This is a genomic window from Pantoea sp. y20, from assembly GCF_054903455.1.
The window spans coordinates 585,869-611,362 of the sequence record NZ_JBUBNJ010000002.1 but is presented as its reverse complement, the minus strand read 5'-3'; the positions used below and the strand labels follow the sequence as shown (position 1 = coordinate 611,362).

20 protein-coding genes are annotated in these 25,494 nt (G+C 55.6%); 13 read left to right on the top strand and 7 right to left on the bottom strand.

Features of this window, described 5'->3' with window-relative positions; translation table 11 throughout:
- Nucleotide 1 precedes the first annotated feature (1 nt).
- Entirely contained in the window at nt 2-919 is a 918-nt protein-coding gene (locus ACYAC5_RS22650) for a DMT family transporter (protein WP_462063129.1), read from the bottom strand.
- A gap of 169 nt (nt 920-1,088) precedes the next feature.
- Between ACYAC5_RS22650 and ACYAC5_RS22645 the strand changes: the two genes are divergently transcribed.
- Complete coding sequence (locus tag ACYAC5_RS22645) at nt 1,089-2,003, top strand: alpha/beta fold hydrolase (RefSeq protein WP_312463854.1); 915 nt, start codon at nt 1,089-1,091, stop codon at nt 2,001-2,003.
- A gap of 39 nt (nt 2,004-2,042) precedes the next feature.
- On the opposite strand, the gene ACYAC5_RS22640 is transcribed toward ACYAC5_RS22645, so the two are convergent.
- Nucleotides 2,043-4,214 carry a TonB-dependent siderophore receptor gene (locus ACYAC5_RS22640; RefSeq protein WP_462063420.1) on the bottom strand — a complete coding sequence of 724 codons (2,172 nt, stop codon included), beginning with the start codon at nt 4,212-4,214 and terminating at the stop codon, nt 2,043-2,045.
- Between the two features lie 659 nt (nt 4,215-4,873).
- Here ACYAC5_RS22640 and ACYAC5_RS22635 point away from each other — a divergent pair.
- The 6 genes from ACYAC5_RS22635 (at nt 4,874) to ACYAC5_RS22610 (ending at nt 10,489) form a co-directional block, all read left to right on the top strand.
- Nucleotides 4,874-5,770 carry an ABC transporter substrate-binding protein gene (locus tag ACYAC5_RS22635; protein WP_110867191.1) on the top strand — a complete coding sequence of 299 codons (897 nt, stop codon included), beginning with the start codon at nt 4,874-4,876 and terminating at the stop codon, nt 5,768-5,770.
- Nucleotides 5,767-6,690, top strand: coding sequence for an amino acid ABC transporter permease (locus ACYAC5_RS22630; protein WP_101761346.1), 924 nt, complete (start codon nt 5,767-5,769; stop codon nt 6,688-6,690). The genes ACYAC5_RS22635 and ACYAC5_RS22630 overlap by 4 nt, the downstream gene beginning before the upstream one ends.
- On the top strand, nt 6,683-7,444 hold the full coding sequence (locus ACYAC5_RS22625; protein WP_101761347.1) for an amino acid ABC transporter ATP-binding protein: 762 nt from the start codon (nt 6,683-6,685) through the stop codon (nt 7,442-7,444). The genes ACYAC5_RS22630 and ACYAC5_RS22625 overlap by 8 nt, the downstream gene beginning before the upstream one ends.
- Nucleotides 7,445-7,478: 34 nt before the next feature.
- Complete coding sequence (locus ACYAC5_RS22620; protein WP_462063128.1) at nt 7,479-9,764, top strand: molybdopterin-dependent oxidoreductase; 2,286 nt, start codon at nt 7,479-7,481, stop codon at nt 9,762-9,764.
- A gap of 87 nt (nt 9,765-9,851) precedes the next feature.
- Entirely contained in the window at nt 9,852-10,124 is a 273-nt protein-coding gene (locus ACYAC5_RS22615; protein WP_110867195.1) for an AbrB/MazE/SpoVT family DNA-binding domain-containing protein, read from the top strand.
- Nucleotides 10,124-10,489, top strand: coding sequence for a type II toxin-antitoxin system PemK/MazF family toxin (locus tag ACYAC5_RS22610; RefSeq protein WP_217548016.1), 366 nt, complete (start codon nt 10,124-10,126; stop codon nt 10,487-10,489). Before ACYAC5_RS22615 ends, ACYAC5_RS22610 begins: the two co-directional genes overlap by 1 nt.
- Nucleotides 10,490-10,587: 98 nt before the next feature.
- Here the strand turns inward: ACYAC5_RS22610 and ACYAC5_RS22605 are convergent, their stop codons facing one another.
- On the bottom strand, nt 10,588-14,298 hold the full coding sequence (locus ACYAC5_RS22605) for an FAD-dependent oxidoreductase (protein ID WP_462063127.1): 3,711 nt from the start codon (nt 14,296-14,298) through the stop codon (nt 10,588-10,590).
- A 329-nt stretch (nt 14,299-14,627) separates the two neighbouring features.
- Between ACYAC5_RS22605 and ACYAC5_RS22600 the strand changes: the two genes are divergently transcribed.
- Nucleotides 14,628-14,750 carry a hypothetical protein gene (locus ACYAC5_RS22600; protein WP_255421536.1) on the top strand — a complete coding sequence of 41 codons (123 nt, stop codon included), beginning with the start codon at nt 14,628-14,630 and terminating at the stop codon, nt 14,748-14,750.
- A gap of 114 nt (nt 14,751-14,864) precedes the next feature.
- Nucleotides 14,865-15,089 carry a hypothetical protein gene (locus tag ACYAC5_RS22595; protein ID WP_007890034.1) on the top strand — a complete coding sequence of 75 codons (225 nt, stop codon included), beginning with the start codon at nt 14,865-14,867 and terminating at the stop codon, nt 15,087-15,089.
- Here ACYAC5_RS22595 and ACYAC5_RS22590 read toward each other — a convergent pair.
- The 3 genes from ACYAC5_RS22590 to ACYAC5_RS22580 are packed head-to-tail and all read right to left on the bottom strand — an operon-like array spanning nt 15,086 to nt 18,083.
- Nucleotides 15,086-16,399, bottom strand: coding sequence for an MmgE/PrpD family protein (locus ACYAC5_RS22590; protein ID WP_312463858.1), 1,314 nt, complete (start codon nt 16,397-16,399; stop codon nt 15,086-15,088). The genes ACYAC5_RS22595 and ACYAC5_RS22590 overlap by 4 nt on opposite strands.
- Nucleotides 16,399-17,541, bottom strand: coding sequence for an amidohydrolase (locus ACYAC5_RS22585; protein ID WP_312463859.1), 1,143 nt, complete (start codon nt 17,539-17,541; stop codon nt 16,399-16,401). Before ACYAC5_RS22585 ends, ACYAC5_RS22590 begins: the two co-directional genes overlap by 1 nt.
- Nucleotides 17,538-18,083, bottom strand: coding sequence for a GNAT family N-acetyltransferase (locus ACYAC5_RS22580; protein WP_101761773.1), 546 nt, complete (start codon nt 18,081-18,083; stop codon nt 17,538-17,540). Before ACYAC5_RS22580 ends, ACYAC5_RS22585 begins: the two co-directional genes overlap by 4 nt.
- A gap of 334 nt (nt 18,084-18,417) precedes the next feature.
- Between ACYAC5_RS22580 and ACYAC5_RS22575 the strand changes: the two genes are divergently transcribed.
- Genes ACYAC5_RS22575 through ACYAC5_RS22565 form a run of 3 tightly spaced genes read left to right on the top strand, consistent with a single transcriptional unit; the run spans nt 18,418 to nt 22,041 of the window.
- Nucleotides 18,418-19,488, top strand: coding sequence for an iron-containing alcohol dehydrogenase family protein (locus tag ACYAC5_RS22575; protein ID WP_312463860.1), 1,071 nt, complete (start codon nt 18,418-18,420; stop codon nt 19,486-19,488).
- Between the two features lie 33 nt (nt 19,489-19,521).
- On the top strand, nt 19,522-20,823 hold the full coding sequence (locus tag ACYAC5_RS22570; protein ID WP_101761353.1) for an LLM class flavin-dependent oxidoreductase: 1,302 nt from the start codon (nt 19,522-19,524) through the stop codon (nt 20,821-20,823).
- 18 nt (nt 20,824-20,841) lie between these two features.
- A complete protein-coding gene (locus ACYAC5_RS22565) occupies nt 20,842-22,041 on the top strand; it encodes an aminotransferase class I/II-fold pyridoxal phosphate-dependent enzyme (protein ID WP_280173055.1) in 1,200 nt (399 codons plus the stop codon).
- A gap of 208 nt (nt 22,042-22,249) precedes the next feature.
- Here ACYAC5_RS22565 and ACYAC5_RS22560 read toward each other — a convergent pair whose 3' ends face one another.
- Nucleotides 22,250-22,651: an H-NS family histone-like protein gene (locus ACYAC5_RS22560; protein WP_101761355.1), complete on the bottom strand. Its 402-nt coding sequence runs from the start codon at nt 22,649-22,651 to the stop codon at nt 22,250-22,252.
- Nucleotides 22,652-23,179: 528 nt separating this feature from the next.
- Here ACYAC5_RS22560 and fhuE point away from each other — a divergent pair.
- Nucleotides 23,180-25,375: a ferric-rhodotorulic acid/ferric-coprogen receptor FhuE gene (fhuE, locus tag ACYAC5_RS22555; RefSeq protein WP_462063123.1), complete on the top strand. Its 2,196-nt coding sequence runs from the start codon at nt 23,180-23,182 to the stop codon at nt 25,373-25,375.
- The last annotated feature ends 119 nt before the right edge of the window (nt 25,376-25,494 follow it).

The window sequence follows — 25,494 nt, the reverse complement described above, 5'->3', positions numbered from 1 at the left end:
GCTATTTGCTGGCGCTGCTGTTTACAGCGGCGCGTTTGCCAAAGCCGTTGCTGGTCACCAGCCACACCGCGCAAACAATCAGCAGCGAACCGCCGATAAAACCCTGATTGATCTGCTCGTCCAACACTAACCAGCCCCACAAAATCCCGAACGGCGGAATCATAAAAGTGACGGTCAGCGTGCGCAGCGGGCCAATATCGGCCAGCAGACGGAAATAAATAATGTAGGCCAGCGCGGTACAGATAAACCCAATCGCCAAAATAGAAGCCCACACTTCCGGGATTTGCCAGCTGCTGGCGGACGTTTGCGGTGCACTAAAGGCAAAGACCGGCAGTAAAAACAGCGATGCACCCAATTGGCTGCCAAAAGCCACTTTGGTGGCATCCAGTACGCCGCGTGCACCAATCCAGCGCTTGGTCAGGAAACCGGCAAATCCATAACAGGCGGTGGCGACCAGGCAAGCCAAAATCCCTCCGATTAAAGTGCTGCTCAGATGCGCTTCGCCGGTGGTGCTGATGACAATGATGCCGCTGAATCCGGCTATCATGCCGAGAACTTTGGTGATCGTCAGTTTTTCATCGAAAAACGCCGCACCAATGATTACGCCCATCAACGGTGTGGTGGCGTTAAGAATTGCGGAATAGCCCGCCGGTAGCACGCGCGCCGCCAGACAATACATCAGGAACGGAATCGCTGAGTTGATAACGCCCAGCAGCATCGCCCAACCTAATTTGCCCTCAAAGCGGCGTGGAATGCGCATCATCGCCATGATGATCAGTAAACCCAACATGCCGCAAAACACGCGTAAAAACGCGGTGTTCACCGCGCCCAGCGCCGGTACCGCAATGCGCATAAAAAGAAAACTGGCACCCCAAATACCGGCTAAAAGCAGCAGCCGCAACAAATCCGATGTTCGCATAAGTTTCACAATTGTTAAGAAAGAGTCGCGCACAGAATAGCAAATAACCCGCTCCGTCGGGCCGCTATTAACGGCGACTGATTACCGCTTTGCAGAAATATTCCCAGGCAGCGCAATCATCAGGTAGTATTTAGGAATTGATCATTTCCTAAATGAGCGGAGAGCGAAAATGTCAGCATCAGTTATCAAACACGCACAGGGCTGGACGCAACCATTCAACGCGTTAGACGGATTTTCCCATCATTACGCCACGGTAGACGGCGTGCGTTTGCACTACGTCAGCGGCGGCAATGCAAATGGAGAAACGTTGCTGCTGCTGGCGGGATTTCCGCAAAGCTGGTTTGCCTGGCGCCAGGTGATGGCGCTGCTGGGCGATCGCTATTTCATCATCGCGCAGGATTTACCCGGTCAAGGCGACTCAGATAAACCGCTCCGCGGCTACGACACCACATCGCTGGCGCAGAATGTACAGGGCTTGATGCAGCAATTGGGTCATGAAAGCTATTACCTCGCCGCGCACGACGTCGGCGCGTGGGTTGCCTGGCCGTATGCCACGCTGTTTAGCGATCAGGTGAAGAAATTGGCGCTGCTTGATGCCGGTATTCCTGGCGTGACGTTGCCAGAATCGCTGCCCGCGACGCCGGATAAAGCGTGGAAAACCTGGCACTTCGCGTTTCATCTCTTACCGGATTTGCCGGAGGCGCTGATAGAAGGGCGCGAAGCGATCTATCTCGAATGGTTCCTGAAACGCAAAGCGGCCAGTCCGATGGTGTTTGGCGATGAGGACATGGCGGAATATACCCGTTTGTTACAGCAGAAGGGCGCGATACGCGCCGGAATGGCGACTTATCGTGAAGTGACGGTTTCGGCGGCGCAAAACCGTGCGTTGCTGAAAGAGCGCGGCAAATTAGCGTTGCCGTTACTGGCGATCAGCGCCGATCAGGGTTCGATTCCGGATATGGCCTTACCATTGCGAGAATTCGCTGCGGATGTGACGGGAATTAAGATCGCGCACTGCGGTCACTTCATTCCGGATGAGCAACCGCAGGCGCTGGCAGAGGCGTTGGGTGAGTTTTTTAATTAAACGTCAGGTCGCCATGTCTGGCGACTAAAAACCGCTCAATCAAAACGACATCGTCACACCGGCATAATAGGCGCGGCCCGGTTCGTTATAGGTCGAAGCACCCGAATTTTCGCGGTAAATGCGTTTATCAAACAGGTTATTGATACCGGCATTGGCGCGCAGGTTTTTGCTGATGTCGTAATTGACGCTCAAACCAAACACCGAATACGGGCTGATTTCCTGGGTCGTCATGCTCGAGGTATCGATATTAGTCTCAACATTCTGACGCGGTTTCTGGCGGCCATACTGCGTCCAGTTGATGTTGGCGCTGAGATCCTGCGTCGCCTGCCACTCCAGCTGCGAGTTGATGGTGAATTCCGGGATCACCGACAGCGGATTGCCGGTTTTCTTGCTCTCGGAGCGGAACATGTAGGTGGCGTTGGAGCGCCATTCCAGCGTATCGGCGATCAAAGGAATAGTCAGATTTCCTTCCAGTCCTTCCACAATCGCTTTGCCGCCGTTTTCCCAGCGCAGCACGTTGTAAACCGGGCGAGTGCTGGAATAAACCGGCTCGGTGCCGGACACAATCTTGTTCTTGTAGTCATTGCGGAACCAGGTGATGCCCGCAACGTAGCCCTGGTTGCTGAACTCCAGTCCAATCTCTTTGTTGACGCTGGTTTCTGCATCAAGATCGTTGTTCCCCAGCAGATAACATTGGCTGAGCCCAATCGGGCAGCCGTTGCCGCGCGTGGAGAGCAGATAACCCGGCGTTGATTGATACAGGTTTGGCGCTTTAAACACCCGTGCGATACCGGCCTTCAGGGTGAAATAGTCGCCCAGACCTTGTGAGAGGTTCAGGCTTGGGCTCCAGTTGGCGCCAAACTGATCGTGATAATCAAAGCGCAGGCCCGGAATCACTTCGGTGCTATCGGTGGCGGCAATGTTGTCTTCAAAGAACAGTGAACTGATGGTGGCGCTGTTCTTACTGCTGCGCTGCGATGGATCGCCAGAACTGCCTGGCAAATTCACGCCGCTCGCGCTGGCCGCAAGCATTGATGCTGGATCGTTCAGCTCGTCGCGGTTCCACTCCGCGCCCAGCGTCACGGTTTGATCGACCAGCAGCTGCAGCGGGAAGTTGATCTCTCCGCCCGCGCGATAGCTTTCCAGGCGGCTGGTGGCGTACGTATCGCTGTTGATCATTCCTTCAGTACGCCCGGCAGTGCCTTCCTGCAGGCGGGTGTTATTGGTTTTCTCGTAGTTGAAATTGAGCTTCGAGGTTCCCCAATCCCAGATACCGTTGTGCGCGATGCCGTAGCTCTGGCGATACATGCGGTTAGTTTCATCACCGTACAGCGACTCCACTAAACCGTCGGTGCTGGCGTTGCTGTTACTGTTCTGCGTGTCACCGGCATAAATATTGCCCTGACGGCTGTAGCCCCAGGAGAAGTCGATGATTTGCAGCGGCGTGATTTTCCACGACAGCACGGTATTGATGTCTTTGTTGCGCACGCCTTCACGGCCCGCCGCGTATGAACCGTTTTCTGCGGTGTTGATATCGAACGCATCGGCATCGGTGCGGTTGATGTTGCCGTACAGGCGCATGGTCAACGCATCACCGGCCAGCGGGCCGCTGAGATTGAAGTTAGCGCGTCGGGTATCGCCTTCTTTGCTATTTTCCGGCTGGCTGGTATAGAGCGACAGCGAGCCGTGCCAGTCGTTGGTGGGACGCTTGGTAATGATGTTCACCACGCCGCCCGCCGCGCCAGAACCGTATCGAGCAGCGGCCGGGCCTCGAATCACTTCAATGCGCTCAACCATTTCAACTGGCACCCAGTTGGTATCGCCGCGTGAATCACGCTCGCCGCGCCAGCTGTAGCGCACCGAGTTACGAGAGGAAACCGGCACGCCATCGATCATCACCAGGGTGTTTTCCGGGCCCATGCCACGGATATCGATTTGCCGGTTATTGCCGCGGCTGCCGCTGGCGCCGTTACCGGTAAGGTTTACGCCGGGCATTTTGCGAATGATGTCGGAGAGATCGTTAACAGGGGGATTTTTTTTGATGTCTTCAGCGGTGATGGTGGACACGCCCGGTTGCTGTTTCAGCTCCTGCTCGGCGGTGACGATCATTGATTCATCGTCAGCCAGCTTTTCGGTGGTTTCAGCTGCAAAGGCAGGCGACGTTAGCATTCCCGCTAAAAAAAGCGCAATTGGACGCTTTTTGCCACGCATGGTTACATTCACTTAAGTTTTCTCCCTGTAACGTTAACAATTGTAAGTAAATGCGCATGATAATGATAACGGTTCTCATTGTCTATTCAGTGAGACGGCAACATGCCTGACAATACAAACCTTTACAAAGGTTGTTCGGTTGCGGGGTATGAGTTGCGGAGAGGGGAATTTCTCATTTGCTTAGAAGAAACCGTTATGAGTAAGAAGAAATGTGTCGATGAATACTGGATAAGCAGGCTATTGATTCACTAGCATATTCTGAATTCTGCTGAGTGTTACGTGCCAAATCTCGGGCGGAAATCCCGCCTTGCAACCGTGCTAGCGGCTATTGCCATATTTCGGCAATAGATATGTTTTTTTCGCATTTGTGATTGTTATCTATCTTCCAGAGAATGCTAATCGGGACGTAAATACCCGTCATAATTTCAGCCGCAACTGCGTTGGCTCCGCGTGTTCACCCCAGTCACTTACTTAAGTAAGCTCCCGGGGATTCACACACTTGCCGCCTTGTTGCAGCTGGAATTATTTAGGGTATATGAGGATGACAATTCCACTCACCGCACGCCGTTCGCACGAGGTGAGTCAGGAGACAAAACCATCGCTACCTCAACGCCTTTTCCCTGTGGGGAAACTTTTTATAAATCAGGAGAAAGGTTCCAGTGAAATTCGCCAAAGGCATGACTCTTCTTGCGCTCGCGCTGAGTGCACACACCGCGTTCGCCGCCGATGAAAACGTCCCAACTGACAGCTCAATCCATGTGCAGGCCGATCCTGCGCTGAAAAGCCTGCTGCCTGCGGATGTGGTGAAACGGGGCTATATTGTTGCCGGAACCAACCCCAACACGCCGCCAACCACCTTCTATAAAGAAGACAACAAAACGCTGGCCGGCCGTGAAATCGATATCATGAATGCCGTGGGCGAGCGTCTGGGAATCCAGGTTCAGTGGCGCGACACCGGCGGTTTCGACAACATCATTCCAGGCCTGAAAACCGGTCGTTACGATGTGGCGCTCTCCAATATTAACGCCACGCCAGCGCGTGCCAAAATCATCGACTTCGTGGGTTATTACGATGCCAGCCGCCTCGGCATTATCTCGCGTAAAGATGCCAACATCGCGCCATTCAAAGAGCTGGCCGATGTCTGTGGTAAAGAAGTGGGCGCCGGTTCCGGTACCACTCAGGTTACGCGCCTTGAAGACGCCAGCAAAGCCTGTGAAGCGGCGGGTAAAAAGCCAATCAAAGTCTCCGTCTTCCCGGATCGTCCAGCTGGCGTGCAGGCGGTGGTAAGCGGTCGCGTGCCAATGTTCCTCGGCCCGTATGAAGGTTTGCTGTGGCAGGTGAAGGTGATTAAACCGCTGACCATGAGCGGTGAGATCACCGTCCATGACGCACCCGTTTCCGTCGCTTTCCCGAAAGATTCCGCGCTGGAGCCCGCCGTACAGGCCGCGCTTAACTCGCTGATCAAAGATGGCAGCTACAACAAGATCCTCGACAACTGGGGCATCGGCTTTGGTGCTGTTAAACAAGCCAAACGCAATCAGGAAATCTTTCAATGAGTGACATTCACGACCACACCGGCGATTTGAAAATCGTCGGCAAACGTTACTACGGACGCTGGCTGAGTGCGCTGGTCGTGTTGTTGTGCGTGGTGGCGATGGCGAACTCGATGATTAATAATCCACGCTTCGAATGGAGCGTGATTGCGGAGAACTTTACCGGCGAATCGATCCTGCAAGGCGTATTAATGACGCTGCAGCTCACTGCGATCTCTGTGGTGCTGGGTTTTGCCTTCGGTACGGTGCTGGCGCTGATGCGCCTCTCCTCCAATCCGGTGCTGGTGGGCGTGAGCTGGTTCTACACCTGGTTCTTCCGTGGTGTACCGATGTTGGTGCAACTGTTCCTGTGGTACAACATCGCGGCGCTTTATCCCACCATCGCTCTGTCGATTCCGGGCCTCGGCGAAGTCTGGAGCACGCAATCGAACGCGCTGGTGAGCCCATTTAGTGCGGCAGTGATCGCGCTGGTGATGCACCAATCTGCCTATGCCGCCGAAATTGTGCGTGCGGGTATCCAAAGCGTCGGCAACGGCCAGCTGGAAGCCGCGCGTGCGCTCGGCTATCGCCCTTCGCAGATTTTCCGTCACACCGTGCTGCCGCAGGCGATGCGCGCCATCATGCCGCCCGCTGGCAACGAAATCATTGGTCAGCTGAAAACCACGGCGGTGGTCTCAGTGATCTCGCTGCAGGACGTGCTGTTTTCGGCGCAGATTATTTACCAGCGCACCTATGAAGTGATTCCGCTGCTGCTGGTGGCTACCTTGTGGTATCTGCTGATGACTTCGGTGCTGTCGGTGGGTCAGTTCTATGTGGAACGCTATTTTGGCCGTGGCGTTTCCCGCCGGGAAAAACGCAGCCTGTTGAAATCGCTGCCGGGCTTCTCAGCGCCAAAAGCAGAAAGGAGCGTCAGCAATGGGTGAAGCGATCGCCTTACGTAAAGTCACTAAGCGCTTCTCTGGCGTCACCATTCTGGATGAAGTGAATCTGGATATTCCGGCCGGTTCAGTCACGGTGATCCTTGGGCCGTCGGGTTCGGGGAAATCCACGCTGCTGCGCTGCATCAACCACCTGGAAAAACTGGACGGTGGCACCATTCGCATCGGCGGCGAGATCATCGGCTATAAGCAGAAAGGCCAGGCGCTGTACGAGTTAAGCAGCGGTGAAGTTGCGCGTCAGCGTGCCGAAATCGGCATGGTGTTCCAGCAATTCAACCTGTTCCCGCACCGTACCGTGTTGCAAAACATCGTCGATGCGCCGATGCGCGTCAAGAAGCAGAGTCGTCAGCAGGCGACCAGCAAAGCGCTGTCGTTGCTGAAGCAAGTGGGTTTGTCTGGCCGCGAAGATGAGTGGCCGCAGAATCTCTCCGGAGGACAGCAGCAACGTGTGGCGATTGCCCGCGCGCTGGCGATGGATCCCGGCGTAATGCTGTTTGATGAACCCACTTCAGCGCTCGATCCCGAACTGGTTGGCGAAGTGCTGCAGGTGATCAAACAGCTGGCGCACTCCGGCATCACCATGGTGGTGGTGACGCATGAGATTGGTTTTGCGCGCGAGGTTGCTGACAACATTGTGTTTATGGAAAGCGGCAAAATCGTGGCGGCGGGGCCAACCCAGCAAGTGCTCGACGACCCGGAAAACGGGCGCGTAAGAAACTTTATTGCAACGGTGCTTTAGGCACCGTTTTTCTTTTTTGATGCCAGGAACAGTGATGACGCAAAAACCGGTAATGCACAGCGCCCATTGGGGCGCTTTTCATGCCCAGCAACAGGGCGATCGGCTCACCATCGAACCGTTCAAGGGCGATCCCGATCCCAGCCCGCTGCTGCAAAATTTCCACACTGCGTTAAACCATCCGGCGCGCGTATCCCGTCCGATGGTGCGCCGTGGCTGGCTGGAGAACGGCCCGGGCGCGGACGATCGTCGTGGCAACGATGAGTACGTCGCGGTGAGCTGGGATGAAGCTTACGCGCTAGTCACGCGCGAACTGCAACGCGTCGGCGATAAGTACGGCCCGGAAGGCATCTTCGGCGGCTCTTACGGCTGGTCAAGCGCGGGGCGCTTCCACCACGCGAAAAGTCAGGTGCATCGCTTCCTCAACACCACGCTCGGCGGCTACGTGCGTTCAGTCAACAGCTATAGTTCCGGCTCCGCGTCGGTGTTGCTGCCGCATATCGTCGGCGACATGAATGAAATTGCCCGTCGCGGCGTCAGTTGGGAAGAGATCGCCCAGCACAGCGAAATCGTGGTGGCATTTGGCGGTTTGGCGCTGAAAAACTCGCAGGTCGCCAGCGGCGGTTTGAGCGAACATACCGAGCGCGGCTTTATGCAGCAGGCGGCTGAGCGCGGCACTCGCTTTATCTCGGTCAGCCCGCTGCAAAGCGATCTCCCTGAAGAAGCGCAGGGCGAATGGCTGGCGCTGCGTCCGGGCACTGACGCGGCCTTCATCCTCGGCGTGTTATCGGTATTGATCGCTGAACAGCTGACCGATGAGGCTTTCCTCGCGCGCTACACCGTGGGCTGGCCAGAAATGGCGGCCTACATTCGTGGCGAAGAGGATGGCACGCCGCGCGATGCGGCGTGGGCAGCAGAAATTTGCGGCGTGAGTGCTGTGTTCATCAGCGATTTTGCACGCCAGCTGCACGGCAAACGCGTGCTGGTGACGGTGGCGCATGCCTTGCAGCGCGCCGAAAACGGCGAACAGCCGGTGTGGCTGGGATTGGTGCTGGCGGCTGCGCTTGGTCAGCCAGGCTTGCCGGGCGGTGGCTACACCTATGCGCTGGGTGCGCTAGGCCATTACGGTAAGCATCACAATCTGGTGAGTTTTCCGGCGCTACCGCAGGGCAAAAACGGTATCGATCGCCTGATTCCGGTGGCGCGAATTTCCGATATGCTGCTCAATCCCGGCAAGCCGTTTGATTACAATGGTCGCCGCTTAACCTATCCGCACATCCGTCTGGCATATTGGGCCGGCGGCAATCCGTTCCATCATCATCAGGATCTCGCTCGCTTGCGTCAGGCTTTTTGTCAGCTGGATACGCTGATCGTGCATGAGATCGCCTGGACCGCCAGCGCGCGCCATGCCGATATCGTTTTGCCAGCCACCATGACGCTGGAGCGCGAAGACATTGGCGGCGCACCCACCGATCGCCACTTGTTTGCCATGCAACCGGTGGCGCAACCGTTCGGTGAAGCCAAAGATGATTACGCGATTTTCACCGAGCTGGCGCGCCGTTTAGGCCGCGAAGAGGCCTTCACCGAAGGGCGCGATACGCGCGGCTGGTTGCAGCATCATTACGCCCAGCTGCAGCAAAAGCTGGCGGCGCATCAGGTTGAGATCCCCGACTTCGAGAAGTTTTGGCAACAAGGCGTGCTGGAGTTGCCGCAGCTGAAAGACGGCGGCCGTATGATCAACGCGTTCCGCGCCGACCCGGAAGCGTCGCCGCTGCCGACGCCGAGCGGGAAAATTGAAATTTTCTCTGCCACCATCGCCAGCTTTAACTACGAAAACTGTCCGGGACATCCGGTGTGGCGTGAACCGCAGCAAAAACCGAATCCCGATCATCCGTTTTGGTTGATCGCCAATCAGCCGGCGACGCGTTTGCACAGCCAGCTCGATTTTGGTGATTACAGCCTGAGCGGCAAACGCCATGGCCGCGAAGTGTGCAGTTTGCATCCGGCGGATGCGGCGGCGTCAGACATTAATGATGGCGATATTATCGAGCTCTACAACGCGCGCGGCCACGTGCTCGCCAGTGCGCGTCTCACCGAAACCATCATGCGCGGCGTGGTGCAGTTGCCGACCGGCGCCTGGTATGATCCCGTCGATCCTACCGCGCTGCGTCCGCTGTGCCGTCACGGTAATCCCAATGTGTTGACGCTGGATATCGGCACGTCTTCATTGGCACAAGGTTGCAGCGGGCAAATCACCGTCGTGCAGGTGCGGAAATATCGCGGCGAAGTGACGCCGGTTCAGGCGTTTATTCCGCCTGCCTAAAAGCAGATGCATCTCAATAAATCAAAGTGTGACTTTGTCTCACCGAGTGATAGACTCAGTGTGACAAAGTTACACTTTGGAGGATGTATGGCTTTAACCAAACTGCGTCAGCAAGGCGGAGCCGTTGTGCTAACGATTCCCAGTGACATCGCGACCAAAGCGGGTTGGCATGTGGGGATTGAGCTAGATGTCACTGCAACTGACGAGTCAATCAACATCAAACCTGTTAACCGGCTCGCACGCGGCAGGAAAACGATGGACCAACTGTTAGCTGGCATTGATCAGGAAGAGATTCGCCAGTTTAATGAAGCCGTCAGCGACGATTTGCAGGATAAACCGCAGGGCAAGGAGGCTATCTGATGATATCGCGCAGAGTTCCGCAGTTAGGTGAAATCTGGCACGTCAACGGTGATCCCGTTGAAGGCAGGGAGTTTAAAGGGCCGCATTATTATCTGGTGATTTCACGGCGGGAACTCGTCGCTGCTTTAGGGACAGCGGTTTGCATTCCGGTAACCAGCGGTGGCGGCGCATCACGCTCGAGTGCTGTTGCGGTGTATCTGGATGGCAGCAGCACGGATACCGGCAGCGTAACTGGCGTAGCGTTGTGCTACCAACTTCGTTCTCTTGACCTGACCGCGCGGAAGGCAAGTTTCGCCGCGAAAGTTGAATCGCACGTCATGGATGAAATCCTGTCGATGGTAGTGGATTTGATTGATCCGCGTTAAAAAGCTGAATGCGCACCCTACGAAAATCACGATGACAATCGTAGGGACGCCATTCATGAATGCCGCCCCGTTCACCCTAACTGACTAGCTTTTTCATCTCACGCCGTGGTTTTCCGGTTATGGGTCAAATCTTTCACCGTTTCCGCTGCACGTTTACCGGCGAGGAACGCGTGGTCCGAGTTGTAATATTCCCATTCGCTGTAGCGCCCGGAAAGATGGATGCCTTGCGTTGCCAGCCAGCTGCGAATCAGCGTGACGTTGGCGGTACGTTGATGGTCATAAACCACATAGGCGTAAGGCATATCCACTTCGCTGGCGGTAACGATCTCATCATCGGCATTGATGATGCCGACCCGAATACAATCCGCAATGCAGCGTTCAATCAACGCATCGCCTTCGCAAGGAAGCGGCTGATCGTCGCGATAGGTCATTTCGCAGGTCAGGCCAAAACCGCCTTCTGGATTGCAGTGCGGGCTGGCGTTGCCCTGTAAAAAGATGCGGTGGAACAGCGTGTTGCCGGGATAGTAAATCCAGTGTTTGTCGCTGATATTGGCGCGGCCAATGCCCAGATTGACGCAGCGCACCGAGATATGACGCAGTTGCTTCGCCGCTTTCTGCACCGCTTCTGGTGCAAAGCTGCCCATCAATCGCACCAGTTCTGGCAGCGGCAAGGTGCTGATCATCTGGTCATAATGAAACTGTCGGCCATCACTTAACAGCACGCGCCGTTGCAACGGCTGAATTTCGCTGACGCCTGCTTCCATCTCCAGCGTGCAGTTCAGATGTGGCAGAAATCCTTCCATCAGCGCCTGAAAACCGCCGCGCAGCGGATAGCCAAAGCGCGCATTAGGGCCGACCGGCTTATCCAGCGGCGCCAGCGCGCCAGAGATGATCTGCTCCAAATCGGGCAGCGGCACGCGTCCGCCGAGCCATGAGGTTTCCATATTCACCAGCGGGGTTTTCCACAGTTTTTGGTTATACGGCAGGGCGAAATGGCGGGCGATGCCTTTGCCCCAGGTACGGAAAATAAAGCTTTCGAAATCTTCGCTCTCCGGCTGACAAACCAGGCTTTCACCATCCGGGATGGCGCCATCGGCGCAGCAATCACGCCGCGCCTCGGTGGCCACCGCCTGTAAAGCGGGAGGCGACGCATAGCGCGCTTCAATCGCGCCTAACACACACTCGCCAATCACTTCGGCAGGCAAACCATGCAGCGCCGACTGGAACGGATAGCGGGTGTAAACATCATGGCTGTAAACCCAAGCTTCACGCGTTTGCCAGTGCTGATTGTCGCCCAGCAGGATATCGTACAGGCGCAACACGTAAGGATCGTTGGAGAACATAATGTGGCCGGCGTGATCGAAGGTGAATCCCTGATCCACGACCGAACGGCACCAGCCGCCCACGGTGGCATTTTTCTCCAGCACCACTGCGCCCGCGCCGTAGTGATAACCGGCGCTCAACCCCGTTGGGCCGGCCCCCAAAATCAAGCACGCAACGGTGTTGTGCGCCAGCGCGGGCGGAGGGGCGGCGGCTATTTTGGGATGGGAAATCTGACGTTGGGTCAGCGCCACGATATGCGCCTGCATCTCATCGACAGTGCGATCCCACGAGGTTTCCGCAACGCGTGTCGCCATGTTTTTCGCTAGCTGATAGCGGGTTTCCACCGGCATGCTGAGCGCCGCTTCACAGGCCTGAACAAAGCTCTGATGCGAGTCGGCGATGCTCACCACGTCGGCATAGTGTCGCGCCACATCGGCAATCGCGGTGCTGACAATCGGCAGCTGCGCTGCCATGTACTCCAGCACTTTGGTAGGACTGATAAAGCGCGTCGAAGCATTGAGCGCGAACGGCATCAGGCAAAGATCCCAGCCGGCGAGAAAGTGCGGCAAGGCGGCGTACGGTTGCTGGCCGAACCAGTGCAGATTGCTGCGCTGGGGCAGGCTGGCGGCATCAATTTTCACCACCGGACCGACCATCACGATCTGCCAGTCGGGATGCGCATCGGCCAGCGCGGCAATCAGCGTCAAATCGAGGCGTTCATCAATTACGCCGTAATAGCCGAGGCGCGGTTTTGGCAGGTTTTCCTGCAGCGGATGACTGTTAGTGCGGTCCAGCGCCTGTTCGAAATGTCCCGCATCGACGCTGCTTGGGCAGCAGAAAACCTGCGGATGGCGATGTTTCTTCGCTTCATACAGGCTGGTGCCGCCGGTGAACACCAAATCGGCGCGGCTCAACAGCGCCGATTCACGCTGCTGAAGCTGGCGCGGCGCCTGGTTAAAGGCGGAGAGTTCATCCATGCAGTCATAGATAATCGCGCTCGGTGTAAAGCAGGCCAGCAGCGGTAGCGCCATCGGCGTATAAAACCACACCAGCGGCGTTTCATCGTCATCAAGCAGTTCAGCCAGCAGCGGTTGCAGCACGGCGATTTGGCTATCGTGAAAGCCAGGCGCGGCCACATCGGTATGCGGTTCGATCACCGTCACGTTTGGTGCGGGCTGATATTGGCGTAACGCGGCTTCACCGGGCTGATAAATCGGCTCTTCAATAAACACAATGCGGTGGAACTGGGCGAGGCGCGACAACAGATGCTGTGGACGTTGAAAGACAAATCCCCAACGTAAATGACTGAATACCACTAATACGGATTGTTTCATGACGCTTTCCTCTGGCCTGCTGGCCGCGGTGATCAGACCCTGAAAACGGGCTAATAATCGTTGTGATTGCTGTAATGACGCGGCATAAACCGGGTTCAGCAGGCGCTTTTTGTGGGGATCGACATCCCACAATCCGCTGCGTGGCCAGTGTTCGAGATCTTCCCAAAGTGGGCGATCGATAATCGGATAAAGACAGATGCCGCGGATATCACAGCCGTTCAGCTGTGCCTGCGCGACATCTGCGGTTACTTGTGAAATCCAGGCGGCGCGTCCGCTGCCGACGTGGCTGGTTTCCGCCAGCAAAATGGGCCGCTGGTAACGCTCAGTTAACTGCGCCAGCAGCGGATGCAGCGGCACGCGGCGCGTATCGCCCAGATGCCACTCCAGCAGGCAACCCGACCCGGTGAGCCACTGATTGCTGTGGTAATAATTGGCGCCAACCACATCGAGATAGTGCGGTTTGCCGCCGAGTTCCGGCTCGCGCAAACCGGCGATCATGTCCCACGCCTGATATTGCGAAGCGTTGATCTCGCGGGTGTGCTGCCGACACGCATCGCTGTTTTCATCCGGCACCACGTGAATAATCGGGTCGCAGTGCAGGAAACGCGCACGCGGATCTGCAAGGCGAATGGCGGCGCAACCCGCCAGCGTGGCGCGAATCAATTGACGTTTAATCTCATCGGGATCGTTATGGGCATTATTACCAAACAGGCCGACAGAAATTCCCCACGCCATAAACGAGATTTCATTCATCGGCGAATAAATGGGTGCGTCTTCATAATATTCCGCGAGAAAGCGCGCCATGCGCTGACAAAAAGCGGCGAAGCGCGGCACAAATTCGCTGGAAAATAAGGTTAAGTCATCCGGCCAGCCGTAATGGCAAAAGGTCCAGTTAATTTGCACGCCAAAGGAGCGCGCCGAATTCATGCGTTTTTTTAAACTTTCGAGCGTGGTTTGCGGTTCCATTTCCGCTAGTCGCCAGCCAATACTTTCGCGGGCGGAGGTTATGCCAAACTGCTGCAGCGCGGCGTAATCGTTATGGTATTGCGATAAATGGTCGGTCAAAGCATTCATTGAAAGCCGCTCGCCGAAGGGATTGATATGATCCGCTCCCTCATAACCGGCTTGCCAAAAGCTGGAAAATGGCGACATGGAGTTCCCCCGGAATAACATTCAGGAAATAGCAATAAATAAAAGAAGTTAATCGTGTTATAGGGGCGCCATTTAAGGCAACCAGGGAAATCGACTGTTGAACCTAATTCAAATTATAACCACGCTTTGGCTTAGCGCAAATGGCTAAGCTGAAAAGAAAATAAGCCCAGCGTGAGTTTTTCTTATTTAAGTGAAGCGGTGCAAAGAAATGAAGATATTATTGTTGCGCGTTTTCTTACGCTTAACTCACATAATGAAAAGAAGGGCGATGTTTAATTTATTTCATTACTACACTTTAATTAACCCAATTCGGGTTTACGGAGGTACGTATGTCAGAACGTCCAGATGATGATGTAATTCCACTGCCAGGTGATGATGAAACATTACCTGACGAAGATGATGATTTACCCCGCGATACTGAATTCCCTGAAGATCAGCAACCTAAAATCTGAAAATCGGTCGAGCCGCCGCTGGCGGCTCACTATTTAGAGTGCACTCTGCTGTAATTCCCCCATAATACCTCTCCAGGATTCATTTATTTTTTTAACACTTAAGGGAGAGATACGATGGTCAACGACTATTTCACACAGCCACCGATTGGCGTCACGGTTGAGCAGCATAAACGCACCGTTGCGGTTGCGGCGGCATTAGCGGTGGCAAAAGAGTCAGTTAGCGCCTCAACCTCTGCCAGCGGATCAAAGGCATCGTGGGATTTGCAGGCGGTTGCCAATGAGATCGCAAATCTGGCCGATGCCATTCAGGATGCGCTGGAGCCGGTCGAAACGCTTTAAGCGAGCAACTGGGTTAACTGCGCCAGATGCGCGCTGTTAGCCAACTCGCTGCTGTTCAGCAGTTGTTGCTGACGTAGCGAGGATTCCTGCTGCAGTGCCGCGCGCAGCTTGCCTGCGACATCCACCGCATCGGCCAGCGATTGCTGACGTGTGCGGTGATGCTGCATCTGCAAGCCGTCGCGTAGCGTAATCGTCACCAGATGAAAACGCAGCGCCGGGTTAATCGCATCCGGTGGCGCACCTTCATCTGGCATACGACGCACCTTTGCTGCCAGCGGCATCACCTCTTGATTCAACTCGCCTTCGGCAAAATCCTGCAAACGCAAATCGCCATACATCAGCATCGCGGCGATCACATATTCCAGACTGAAACGCGCTTCGATGCCGTTGGTTGGCACGCGCACCGATGCCGCAATATCACCGCCCGGCGGAAACGCCACGCTAATCTCGATAATGTTTTCCAGCAAACTTTCCAGTGATTTACCGCTCGCCAGCCATTGATTGCGCAAGATGCGCGTGGCTTCGGCGGCGCTGTGCGTACCGGCGCAGGTGGGGAAGGGTTTGAATTCCAGCCCAGGCGCGACGATGCGCCACGGCTGCGCCCAATGCTCAATCAGTTTTTCCGGCTGCGCCTGGCCATTGCTGGTGGCGGAGATGAAAGCGTCAATCACGCCGTCCTGCTTGCCATCAAAGCCTGCCAGCGTCAGCTGTGCGGCGCTCACCGCGCGTTCAGCTGCAAACCCGGCATGCAGCGGCTTTACCGCCGAACCAAACTGCGCGCGTAAGCCGCTGGCCTGCGTGGTGGCGATGCCGAGCAGCGTTGCGGTGGCAGCCACATCTAACGCCAGCAAACGCGCCAGCGCGGCGGCAGCGGCAACTGTGCCAATCGTCGCGGTATTGTGATGACCTAAAGCGTAATGCTGCTGGCTGACGGCGAGGCCTAAACGTCCGGCAACCTCCACGCCGACCGCATAGGCATCAAGAAACTGATCCAGCTCAGAGGGCTGCAACTGCTGCCAGGCAAAGAGCGCAGGCAGAATCACAACGCTGGGATGCCCGCGAAAATCCGCATGGAAATCATCGTAATCCAGCGCGTGGCTGGCATATCCGAGCAGCAGCGCGTTGGCTCGCGCGCTGCCGTCGCCATATACGCTGCGCAGCGCCGGTAATCCGCTGTCTGGCACCTGACCTTGCAGCACCGGCCAGCTGACGGCGAGGAAATCACGCACCCCTTCGCGCGCCGCATCACGTGCGGCGGCGTCCGGTTGGCTGTGAACAATGCGCTCAGCCAGCGCGGCAGTCAGGCTCATCAGCTCAGGCTCTTCAGCGCTGCGACCGCCAGATTGGCGAGATAGCGCGACGTCGGCAGCAGCACATCATCATTGATGCGAAACGCCGGATGGTGCAGCGCATAAGGCTCGCCGGTGCCAATCATCATAAACGCGCCCGGCAGCTGTTGCTGATAGAACGCGAAGTCTTCGCCGATTGGGCTGGCTTCCACCACGCGCGCCTCAAAGCCGCTGGCGCTGGCCTGCTGCAAGGCAAAATCCGCCCAATGCGCATCATTTACCACCGATGGCGGACCCGCGTGCCAGTTGAATTTCACCTCGGCGGCGAAAGCGGCGCCGATACCTTGCACGATTTCACGGAAGCGCTGCTCCAGACGTTCGCGCGTTTCCTGCGAGAAGGAGCGCACCGTGCCTTCCAGCCAGGCGCTATCAGGAATCACGTTCCAGGTGCTGCCGCTGTGAATCTGGGTAATCGAGACCACCGCGTTATCGCCGGATGGGGCATTGCGGCTAATCAACGTTTGTGCGGCCGAGACAATTTGCGCGGCAATCACAATCGGATCGTTACCCTGATGCGGTTTGGCGGCGTGGCTACCCATGCCGGTGATGCTGATATCAAAGCGATCGACTGCGGCGGTGAGCGGACCGGCTTTGCTGCCAATCACGCCTGGCGGCAGCGACGGATCGTTGTGGATGCCGAAGATTGCCACCGCATCATCCAGCGCGCCGGTCGCGACCACGTCGGGCGCGCCCTGGCCGGTCTCTTCAGCGGCCTGGAACAGAATACGCACGCGACCTGGCAGCGTATCTTCCTGCTGTTTGAGCAGAATCGCTGCCCCCAGCGCCGCCGAACTGTGAAAGTCGTGGCCGCAGGCGTGCATCACGCCGGGACGTTCAGATCGGAAGCTCACATCTGACTGCTCTTCAATCGGCAGCGCGTCAATATCGGAGCGTAACACCATCAATGGGCCACTTTCCGCCCCAATTTCCGCCACTAAACCGGTTTTGAGCGGGAGATCCAGCACGCGAATCTGGTGTTGCTCTAATTGCTGACGAATTCGTGCGGTGGTTTCAAACTCTTGATTGGAGAGCTCGGGAAAACGGTGCAGTTCATGGCGGAAAGCGATCAGCTGTTCGCCTAAGGTGTCGAGAGATTGGCTCATGCTTTTACTCCTTGTTGTGCCGCCTGGCGTGTTAACCACGCATCGTGCGCGCTTTCATCCAGTACTTTCTTCATATATTGCGTGATATGCCCTTTGCCGAGATCGGTGGTGTGCATCAGCTGGAAACCGCGCTTTTTGTACATCTCGATCAGCCACGGATGGCTAGTGGCGGTGCCGAGCGACACCGCAGGCGCGCGTAACTGGCCCAGCAAGATCTCCTGCTCGAGACGATCCTGCACCTGACGACCAAATTGCTGGCCGGGATAATCGGGATGCGCGCCAAACCAGCCGATATGCGGCAGGCCAAACGGGCCGGGCAGCGGTCCCCACGGATAGCGTACGGTCACAGATGAGACCATCACATCATCGGCATACAGGGCATAAACACCGTGGCTCTGCAGATGACGCAGCGTTTTGGCAAGATCGGCGGTGGCGGCATCAAATTTAATACCGAGCGCCAGCGTGGGTGCATACGCGGCATGCATCAGCGCCTGATAGGTTTCCACCTCGTCTTCTCTAACCTGACGAAATTCAAGTGACATAGACATTCCCGGGAAAAAACCGCCATCAGGCGGAGAATCAAAAAACAGGCACCTTCCATAGCGGCGCGATTCATCGCGCAATAAATTGCGCCTCTACGCAAGGTACTCGTCTGTTATAAGGGTTCAGATTACCAGCAAAGCCATTCCCCGCTATATGTGAAAAATAACTAAGCTAATGCGAATTTGTGAAAATGAAATCGCCCCTTTTGCATTGCTTAAATCGTTATTTACCGTAGTATGCAGAAAATACATAGCGCTATAACTATTCTGTATTAACCCTCTGAATTATCTTAATTTAATCCGTTATAGCCTTATTCTTAATCAGGGTGACGCCGTGTTAGCGATCAAATCTCCGCGTGCATATGCACATGAATCCGGTTTGCGTGCGCGCGCCGGTGAATTTATCAAACCTTACGCTTCCCATATTCGCGTCTTTACTTCCCCCCGCGCCTGGCAGGCCGTTAATCCGGAATTAACCCAGAGCCTTGAAGCCAATAATATTCGCTGGAAAATAGAGTATCTGACCGGTGAATGCACCGATGCCGCGATTGAAACCCTGAAGCACAATGTCGAGCAGCAGGGCGCTGAACTGCTGTTTGCGATTGGCGGCGGGCGCGTGCTGGATGCGGCAAAAGCGGTGGGTAGCCAGCTGCCCAATCTCAAGGTGATCAACTTCGCGACGGTTGCCGCGACTTGCGCTGCCTGGTCGCCGGTGGCGATTGTTTACAACGAGCAGGGCGGCCATGTGCGCAGCCAGCCGCTGGGCAAAATGCCGGATTTGGTACTGGTCGATAGCGAGATTATCGCGCGCAGCGACGTGCGTTACCTGAAGGCCGGCATCGTTGATGCGCTGGCAAAATATTACGAGTTCTATCCGTATCAGCGTAACAATCCTAACGATCTGGCGCTGGATCTCAAAGTGATGACCGCCAAACGCGCGCTGGATCTCTATCGCGAGCTGGGCCCGGCGGCGGTAGCCGCTAACCAGCAACAGCAGGTCACGCCGGAGCTGGTGAAAATCATCGATGCCAATATCGTGTTGGCCGGATTAGCCAACAGCGTGCGCGATGTGCTGCCGACGCCAGGTTTTGCTCACGCCATTCACAATCGTCTGACGCATCAGCCGGAACTGCATCAATGGCTGCACGGTGAAAAAGTGGGTTACAGCCTGCTGGTGCAATCGCTGATTGAGCATGACGGCGTGCCGGATGCCGATCTGCTGACGCTGCTGCGTGCGTACGACATGCCGCTGACCTTAGCGCCGTTAACCGGTGACCGCGCGGCGACGATTCGCACCATCGCAGAACAGATTAAATTCCCGGCGGCCAGCGCCGAACGTCTGCCATTCCGCATCTCTGCCGATGCGCTGGAACAGGCGCTGCTGGCGACCGAGAACACGTTTTAAATCGCACCACTTTTTATTGACCAGGACAAATTAATGGCTAACTCAAAACAACAACGCCGCATCCGTTTAGGCCTTTTCGTGCAGCCGGTAGGACAACACGTCAGCGGCTGGCGTCTGACGGAAAAGCTCGGCGATCCAACTGACATCGACTGGCTGATCACCATCGCCAAAAAAGCCGAAGCCGGTAAATTCGATCTGTTCTTCGTAGGCGATGCGCTGGCCACCAGCATGTATCGTCTGCCCTCGACCATGGCGCGCCTTGAGCCGCTGACCATGCTGTCGGCGCTGGCGGTGAATACCAAACGCATCGGTCTGGCGGCAACGGCGTCTACCACCTTTAGCGATCCGTTCACCATGGCGCGCAGCTTCTCTTCGCTGGATCACATCAGCCGTGGTCGCGCGGCATGGAACGTGGTGACCTCGTTCTCTACCGATGTAGCGCGTAACTTTAGCCGCAACGATATGCCAAACCATGCCGAGCGTTATGCGCGTGCGCGCGAATTCCTCGAAGTGGCTGACAAGCTGTGGGCCGGTTGGGAAGAGGGCGCGGTGCAGCCGAACAAAGAGACCGGTGCGTACTTTGTTGATGAAAAAATCCAGCCGATTAACCATGAAGGCGAGCACTTCCAGGTGCAGGGTCCGCTGAATATCACCCGTTCGCCGCAGGGTCGTCCAGTGATCATCGAAGCCGGTTCCTCCGCCGATGGTCAGAAACTGGCGGCGGAAACCGCGGAAGTGATCTTCACCGCGGCTGCCAGCCTCGAAGAAGCACAAACTTTCTACCGTTCGCAGAAAGATCAGGTCATTGCCGCTGGTCGTAATCCGGATCATGTGGTGATTATGCCGGGCGTGATGCCGATTGTGGGCCGCACGCGTGAAGAGGCCAAAGCACTGTGGAAAGAGCTCAACACGCTGGTGGACATCGAAAACGGTCTGCGTCAGCTGTCGCTGCGTTTCAGCATGGATCTCAGCCAGTTCCCGCTGGATGGTCCGGTGCCAGAAGTGCCGCTGGGCGAGGGCAACCAGAGCCGCGTTAAACTGATGACCGATATGGCGAAACGCGAAAATCTGACGCTGCGCGAGCTGGCGGCGGTGGCTGCTGGTTCACGCGGACATCGCGTGATTGTCGGTACCGCCGAAGATATCGCTGACGATTTCGAGCTGTGGATGAACGAGGGCGGCGCGGATGGTTTCAATATCATGCCGGCGATCATGTCCGAGCAGCTGGATCTGTTTGTTGAGCTAGTGATCCCTGAACTGCGCCGTCGCGGCCTGTTCCGTGACGATTACGAGTTCGCCACGCTGCGTGAAAACCTCGGCTTGCCGGTGGTCTAACCCATTAAGGAGCTCAACATGGTCACCTTATCAAAGCGTGTGCAGTCCGTGTCGCTCTCTGCCAATGCGGCGGCGCGTCAACTGACGCGCCAGCTGAAAGAGCAGGGCGTGGATATTCTCGATCTCACCACTGGTGAGCCAGATTTTGATACGCCCGCGCATATTCGCCAGGCGGCGGTGGCGGCAATGGAAGCCGGTGAAACGCGCTACACGCCGACCAACGGCACCACGCCGCTGCGCAAAGCGGTGCTGGCTAAGCTGAAAAATGAAAATCAGCTTGATTATGAGCTGTCGCAAATATGCATCGCCAACGGCGCCAAGCAGATTATTTTCAACGCCTTTGCCGCCACGCTGAATGAAGGCGATGAGGTGATTGTGCCGGTGCCGTATTGGCCGACGTTTCCGGATAGCGTGCGTTTCAACGGCGGCGAAGCGGTGCTGCTGGCGTGTCCGCTGGAGCAGGAATACAAGTTGCAGCCGCAGCAGCTGGCGCAGGCGATCACTGCTAAAACCCGCTGGCTGGTGCTGAACAATCCCGGCAATCCTTCTGGCATGGTGTACAGCGCAGATGAGCTGACCGCGCTGGCGACGGTGCTGCGCGATCATCCTGATGTGCTGATCATGCTGGATGAACTCTACGAGCATATTCTGTTTGATGGTCGTGAACATATTAGCCTGCTGCACGTTGCGCCGGATTTAGCCGACCGTATTCTGCTGGTGGGCGGCGTGTCGAAAACCTACGCCATGACCGGCTGGCGCATCGGTTTCGGTGCCGGGCCTAAAGCGTTGATCGACGCGATGGTGGTGGTGCAGTCGCAAAACAGCTCCGGTGCCAGCGCGATCAGTCAGGCTGCAGCGGTGGCGGCGTATAACGGTGGACTCGACTTCCTGCCGCCGCAACGCACGGCTTATCAGGATCGCCGCGATGCGATTATGGCGCTGTTAAAGCCGGTGCAGGAAATTGACGTGCTTAATCCTGATGGCGCGTTCTTTATTTTCTGTCGCTGCGCCGGTTTATTAGGCAAAACGCGTCCCGATGGTCAGAAGATCGAAAGCGAGCAGGATGTGATGAATTATCTGCTGGAAAGCGGTGTCTCTGGCGTGGCGGGCAGCGCGTACGGATTATCACCTTATTTCCGTTTGTCGATTGCCACCGACATTGAAACGGTGCGTGAAGCGGGCCGCAGAATTGCGCAGGCCTGTGCGGTTCTGAAATAAGCTTATTAGTAAAAGACGTCAGATATTTCCGGGGGATTATCTGACTTAACGACAAGTATGATGCGCAATCCGGTATCGCTTGCCAGGATTATGTTTACGACGTTTTAAAAGCGTATATCAAACAGATTAACGCGCAGAAGTAATAACGAAAAAACGCAGCACTTACGCTGCGTTTTTACTGTTCATGCGCTGTACAGCAAGTCACCGATTAAATCAGGAAATCATCCATTGAACCGCCCGCTTCCAGTGCGGCTTTAATCGGTGATGGCGTACGGCCCTGGCCGGTCCACAATTTCTCGTTCCCCTGTTCGTCGATGAATTTATACTTCGCGGGGCGCGGAGCACGTTTCGACTTGGGTTTGCTTTCCTGGGTAGTTAATTGCGCCAGGTCACTAATATCAATGCCGTCTTTCAACAACATTTCTTTATACAGCGCCAGCTTTTCTTCTTTTTCGCGCTGAGCTGCAGTTTCTGCTTCCGCTTCTTCACGGCGCTCTGCGACGACCACGGCGAATTTTTCCAGCATCTCTTCTAATGCTGCGACGTCAATATTACGCGCCTCGGCACGCAGCGTACGAAGATTGTTCAATGCTTTAAGTGCATCGCTCATGTATTAATCCTTATTACTTATTTGACTGGTGTAAAGGGAAGCATTCTACGAGATTTTTTGCCAAATTAAAATAATCAAACGTGGGCAGAATTGTCTGTAAAATATCCGGGTGATCAGAGATTCCTTTATATTCCGTGACGCTTTATCGAGCTATTTGGCTTATTCACGTGAAGCGGGAGAGTAAGGAGAATAATAGTGGGTGATTTAATATGCGTGTGTATGCGGTGCGTGTGAAGGTCGCCATAAATGGTTACCGTACACATAAGAATCTGTTCAATTTCACATAGTTGCCGAAAGCCCCGCCATGAACCTTCCTGAAAATAACGTAAGTCAACTATTACTCGTTGAAGAATAAGGCTTTTCACCAAGTGTAAAAGTGTCAGTAAACTGGTAACATTTTCTTGCATTGGAAATCTTAATGCGTATATTTCTCATTTGCTTTCTTAACGGCTTCCTTACTGTCGTTCCTCTTTCCGACGTCAGCAGCGGTGCCGCAAAAAAATAACGATAAGTTGATTGAGGAATCGTATGTCTTTCAGTGATTTGCGCGTCAGGAAGCCCGGCAGTGCGCCTCAGCGTGCGTTACGTCTCTCTTTACTGGCTGTGATGGTTGCGTCAGGTATCGCGCAGGCAGCAGAGACCACCACCATCGAACAGACGCTGAACGTGGATGCCAGCGCCAACGCCGATCAGCAACAGCAGGCGGCACAGGATTACAGCGTACCGGTGACGCGTGCCGGTACCAAAATGGCGCTCACCGCGCGCGATATTCCGCAATCGGTTTCAATCGTCAGCAAGCAGCGTATGCAAGACCAACAGCTGCAATCGCTGAACGATGTGCTGAAGAACACCACCGGTATCCACGGCGTCTCTTCCGATATGGACCGCACCAACTACTATTCGCGCGGTTTCCTGATCGACAACTATATGGTCGACGGTATTCCAACTGCCTTCGCCTCACGCTGGAACCTTGGCGACGCGCAGAGCGACATGGCGCTGTATGAGCGCGTCGAAGTGGTGCGCGGTGCCACCGGCTTGCTGACTGGCCCAGGTAATCCTTCCGCCTCCATCAACATGGTGCGTAAGCACGCCGATAGCAAAGAGTTCACCGGTGATGTTTCCGCCAGCTACGGCAGCTGGAACAAGCAGCGTTACGTAGCCGATCTCTCTGCACCGCTGTCGCCTGAAGGGAACGTGCGTGGTCGGCTAGTTGCGGGCTATGAAGACAAAAACAGCTTTATCGAACGCTACGGCGCAGACAAAAAGTTCGTTTATGGCGTGGTTGACGCTGATCTGACCGACTCCACCAAATTGTCGGTTGGTTACGAATTTACCCAGGTAAACACCGATTCGCCAATGTGGAGCGGTTCCCCGCGCTGGTATACCGACGGTTCTCAGATCAAAGCGCGTCGTGGTTACAACACCGCGCCAGACTGGGCTTACAACAACAAAGAAAACAAAAAGGTCTTTGTTAACCTGCAGCAAAACTTCGATAACGGCTGGAACATCACGCTTAACGGCACGCATAACGAAATGTTCCTCGACAGCAAACAGCTGTATATCGATGGCTTCTTTGATAAAACCACCGGCGCGGGCTCTTCCTCTTACGCCGGCTATCCGGTTATCGGCGGCACCGGCTATAACACCGGCAAACGTAAAGTGGATGCGGTGGATGCCTTCGCCAGCGGCCCATACGAATTGTTGGGACGTCAGCATGAGCTGATGATCGGCGTTAACTACAGTCGTCAGGACAATAAGTACTACAGCTCGTGGGAGAACATCTCATCAGCAGAGCTGGGTAACTTCAATAACTACAACGGCGATTTCCCGGAATCTAACTGGGATCCGCGCGAACCGGCTTCAGATACACAGCTGGTGCGTCAGAAATCTGCTTATCTGGCAACCCGCATCTCGCTGGCCGATCCGCTGCATGTGATTCTCGGCGCGCGTTATACCAACTGGAATCGTCAGACGCTGAGCGAAGAGATGGAGAAGAACAACATCACGCCGTACGGTGGTGTGATTTGGGACTTCTACGACAACTGGTCGGCGTATGCCAGCTACACCTCGGTATTCCAGCCGCAGGATTATCAGGATGCCTCGGGCGGATTCCTGGCGCCGGTGATTGGCAAAAACTACGAAGCGGGCGTGAAATCGGACTGGTTTAACAGCCGCCTGACTACCTCGATCTCCGTATTCCGCACCGAGCTGGATAATGTTGGCGAAGCGACCGGCGAAACTAACCCGGAAACGGGCAATGCCATCTATGTGGGTAAAAGTGGCGTAGTGAGCCGTGGCGTAGAGTTTGAAGTCAACGGCGCGGTAACCGATAACTGGCAGATGACCTTCGGCGGTACCAGTTATGTGGCGCAAGATCGCGAAGGCGAGAATTACAATTCTAAGCTGCCACGCACCTCATTCAACCTCTTCACCAGCTATCGCTTGCCTATGCTGGATCAGTTGACCCTGGGTGGTGGCGTGACCTGGCAGTCGAAAACCTACGGCGACATTGGCGGTCCAGATGGCGAAGGCACCTGGCGCGCACGTCAGGGCAGCTACTCGGTGGTGGATCTGTTCGCACGCTACGACGTCACCAAAAACGTCTCACTGCAGGCGAACATTAACAACCTGTTCGACAAAGAGTACGACACCAATGTCAGCAACGGCGGTATCGTGTACGGCGATCCACGTAATTTCTCTGTCTCGGCGACGTATCGTTTTTAATCAAAATTAAGGGTGCGTGTCATGCGCACCCAATAATAACCCCGTCAAATCACCTTAAGCTGGCCTTTTATGGCAGCCCGCATTTCTTCTGATTACCCTCCAGACCAATAAATTCCAGC

Bases quoted from the DNA above. Each gene is read 5' to 3' on its own strand.
- ACYAC5_RS22610 (WP_217548016.1), top strand. From the start codon at position 10,124: ATGATATCGCGCAGAGTTCCGCAGTTAGGTGAAATCTGGCACGTCAAC.
- ACYAC5_RS22570 (WP_101761353.1), top strand. From the start codon at position 19,522: ATGGCTAACTCAAAACAACAACGCCGCATCCGTTTAGGCCTTTTCGTG.
- ACYAC5_RS22630 (WP_101761346.1), top strand. From the start codon at position 5,767: ATGAGTGACATTCACGACCACACCGGCGATTTGAAAATCGTCGGCAAA.
- ACYAC5_RS22625 (WP_101761347.1), top strand. From the start codon at position 6,683: ATGGGTGAAGCGATCGCCTTACGTAAAGTCACTAAGCGCTTCTCTGGC.
- ACYAC5_RS22650 (WP_462063129.1), bottom strand. From the start codon at position 919: ATGCGAACATCGGATTTGTTGCGGCTGCTGCTTTTAGCCGGTATTTGG.
- ACYAC5_RS22645 (WP_312463854.1), top strand. From the start codon at position 1,089: ATGTCAGCATCAGTTATCAAACACGCACAGGGCTGGACGCAACCATTC.
- ACYAC5_RS22605 (WP_462063127.1), bottom strand. From the start codon at position 14,298: ATGTCGCCATTTTCCAGCTTTTGGCAAGCCGGTTATGAGGGAGCGGAT.
- ACYAC5_RS22585 (WP_312463859.1), bottom strand. From the start codon at position 17,541: ATGAGCCAATCTCTCGACACCTTAGGCGAACAGCTGATCGCTTTCCGC.
- fhuE (WP_462063123.1), top strand. From the start codon at position 23,180: ATGTCTTTCAGTGATTTGCGCGTCAGGAAGCCCGGCAGTGCGCCTCAG.
- ACYAC5_RS22580 (WP_101761773.1), bottom strand. From the start codon at position 18,083: ATGTCACTTGAATTTCGTCAGGTTAGAGAAGACGAGGTGGAAACCTAT.
- ACYAC5_RS22565 (WP_280173055.1), top strand. From the start codon at position 20,842: ATGGTCACCTTATCAAAGCGTGTGCAGTCCGTGTCGCTCTCTGCCAAT.
- ACYAC5_RS22560 (WP_101761355.1), bottom strand. From the start codon at position 22,651: ATGAGCGATGCACTTAAAGCATTGAACAATCTTCGTACGCTGCGTGCC.
- ACYAC5_RS22615 (WP_110867195.1), top strand. From the start codon at position 9,852: ATGGCTTTAACCAAACTGCGTCAGCAAGGCGGAGCCGTTGTGCTAACG.
- ACYAC5_RS22640 (WP_462063420.1), bottom strand. From the start codon at position 4,214: ATGCGTGGCAAAAAGCGTCCAATTGCGCTTTTTTTAGCGGGAATGCTA.
- ACYAC5_RS22595 (WP_007890034.1), top strand. From the start codon at position 14,865: ATGGTCAACGACTATTTCACACAGCCACCGATTGGCGTCACGGTTGAG.
- ACYAC5_RS22600 (WP_255421536.1), top strand. From the start codon at position 14,628: ATGTCAGAACGTCCAGATGATGATGTAATTCCACTGCCAGGTGATGAT.
- ACYAC5_RS22620 (WP_462063128.1), top strand. From the start codon at position 7,479: ATGACGCAAAAACCGGTAATGCACAGCGCCCATTGGGGCGCTTTTCAT.
- ACYAC5_RS22590 (WP_312463858.1), bottom strand. From the start codon at position 16,399: ATGAGCCTGACTGCCGCGCTGGCTGAGCGCATTGTTCACAGCCAACCG.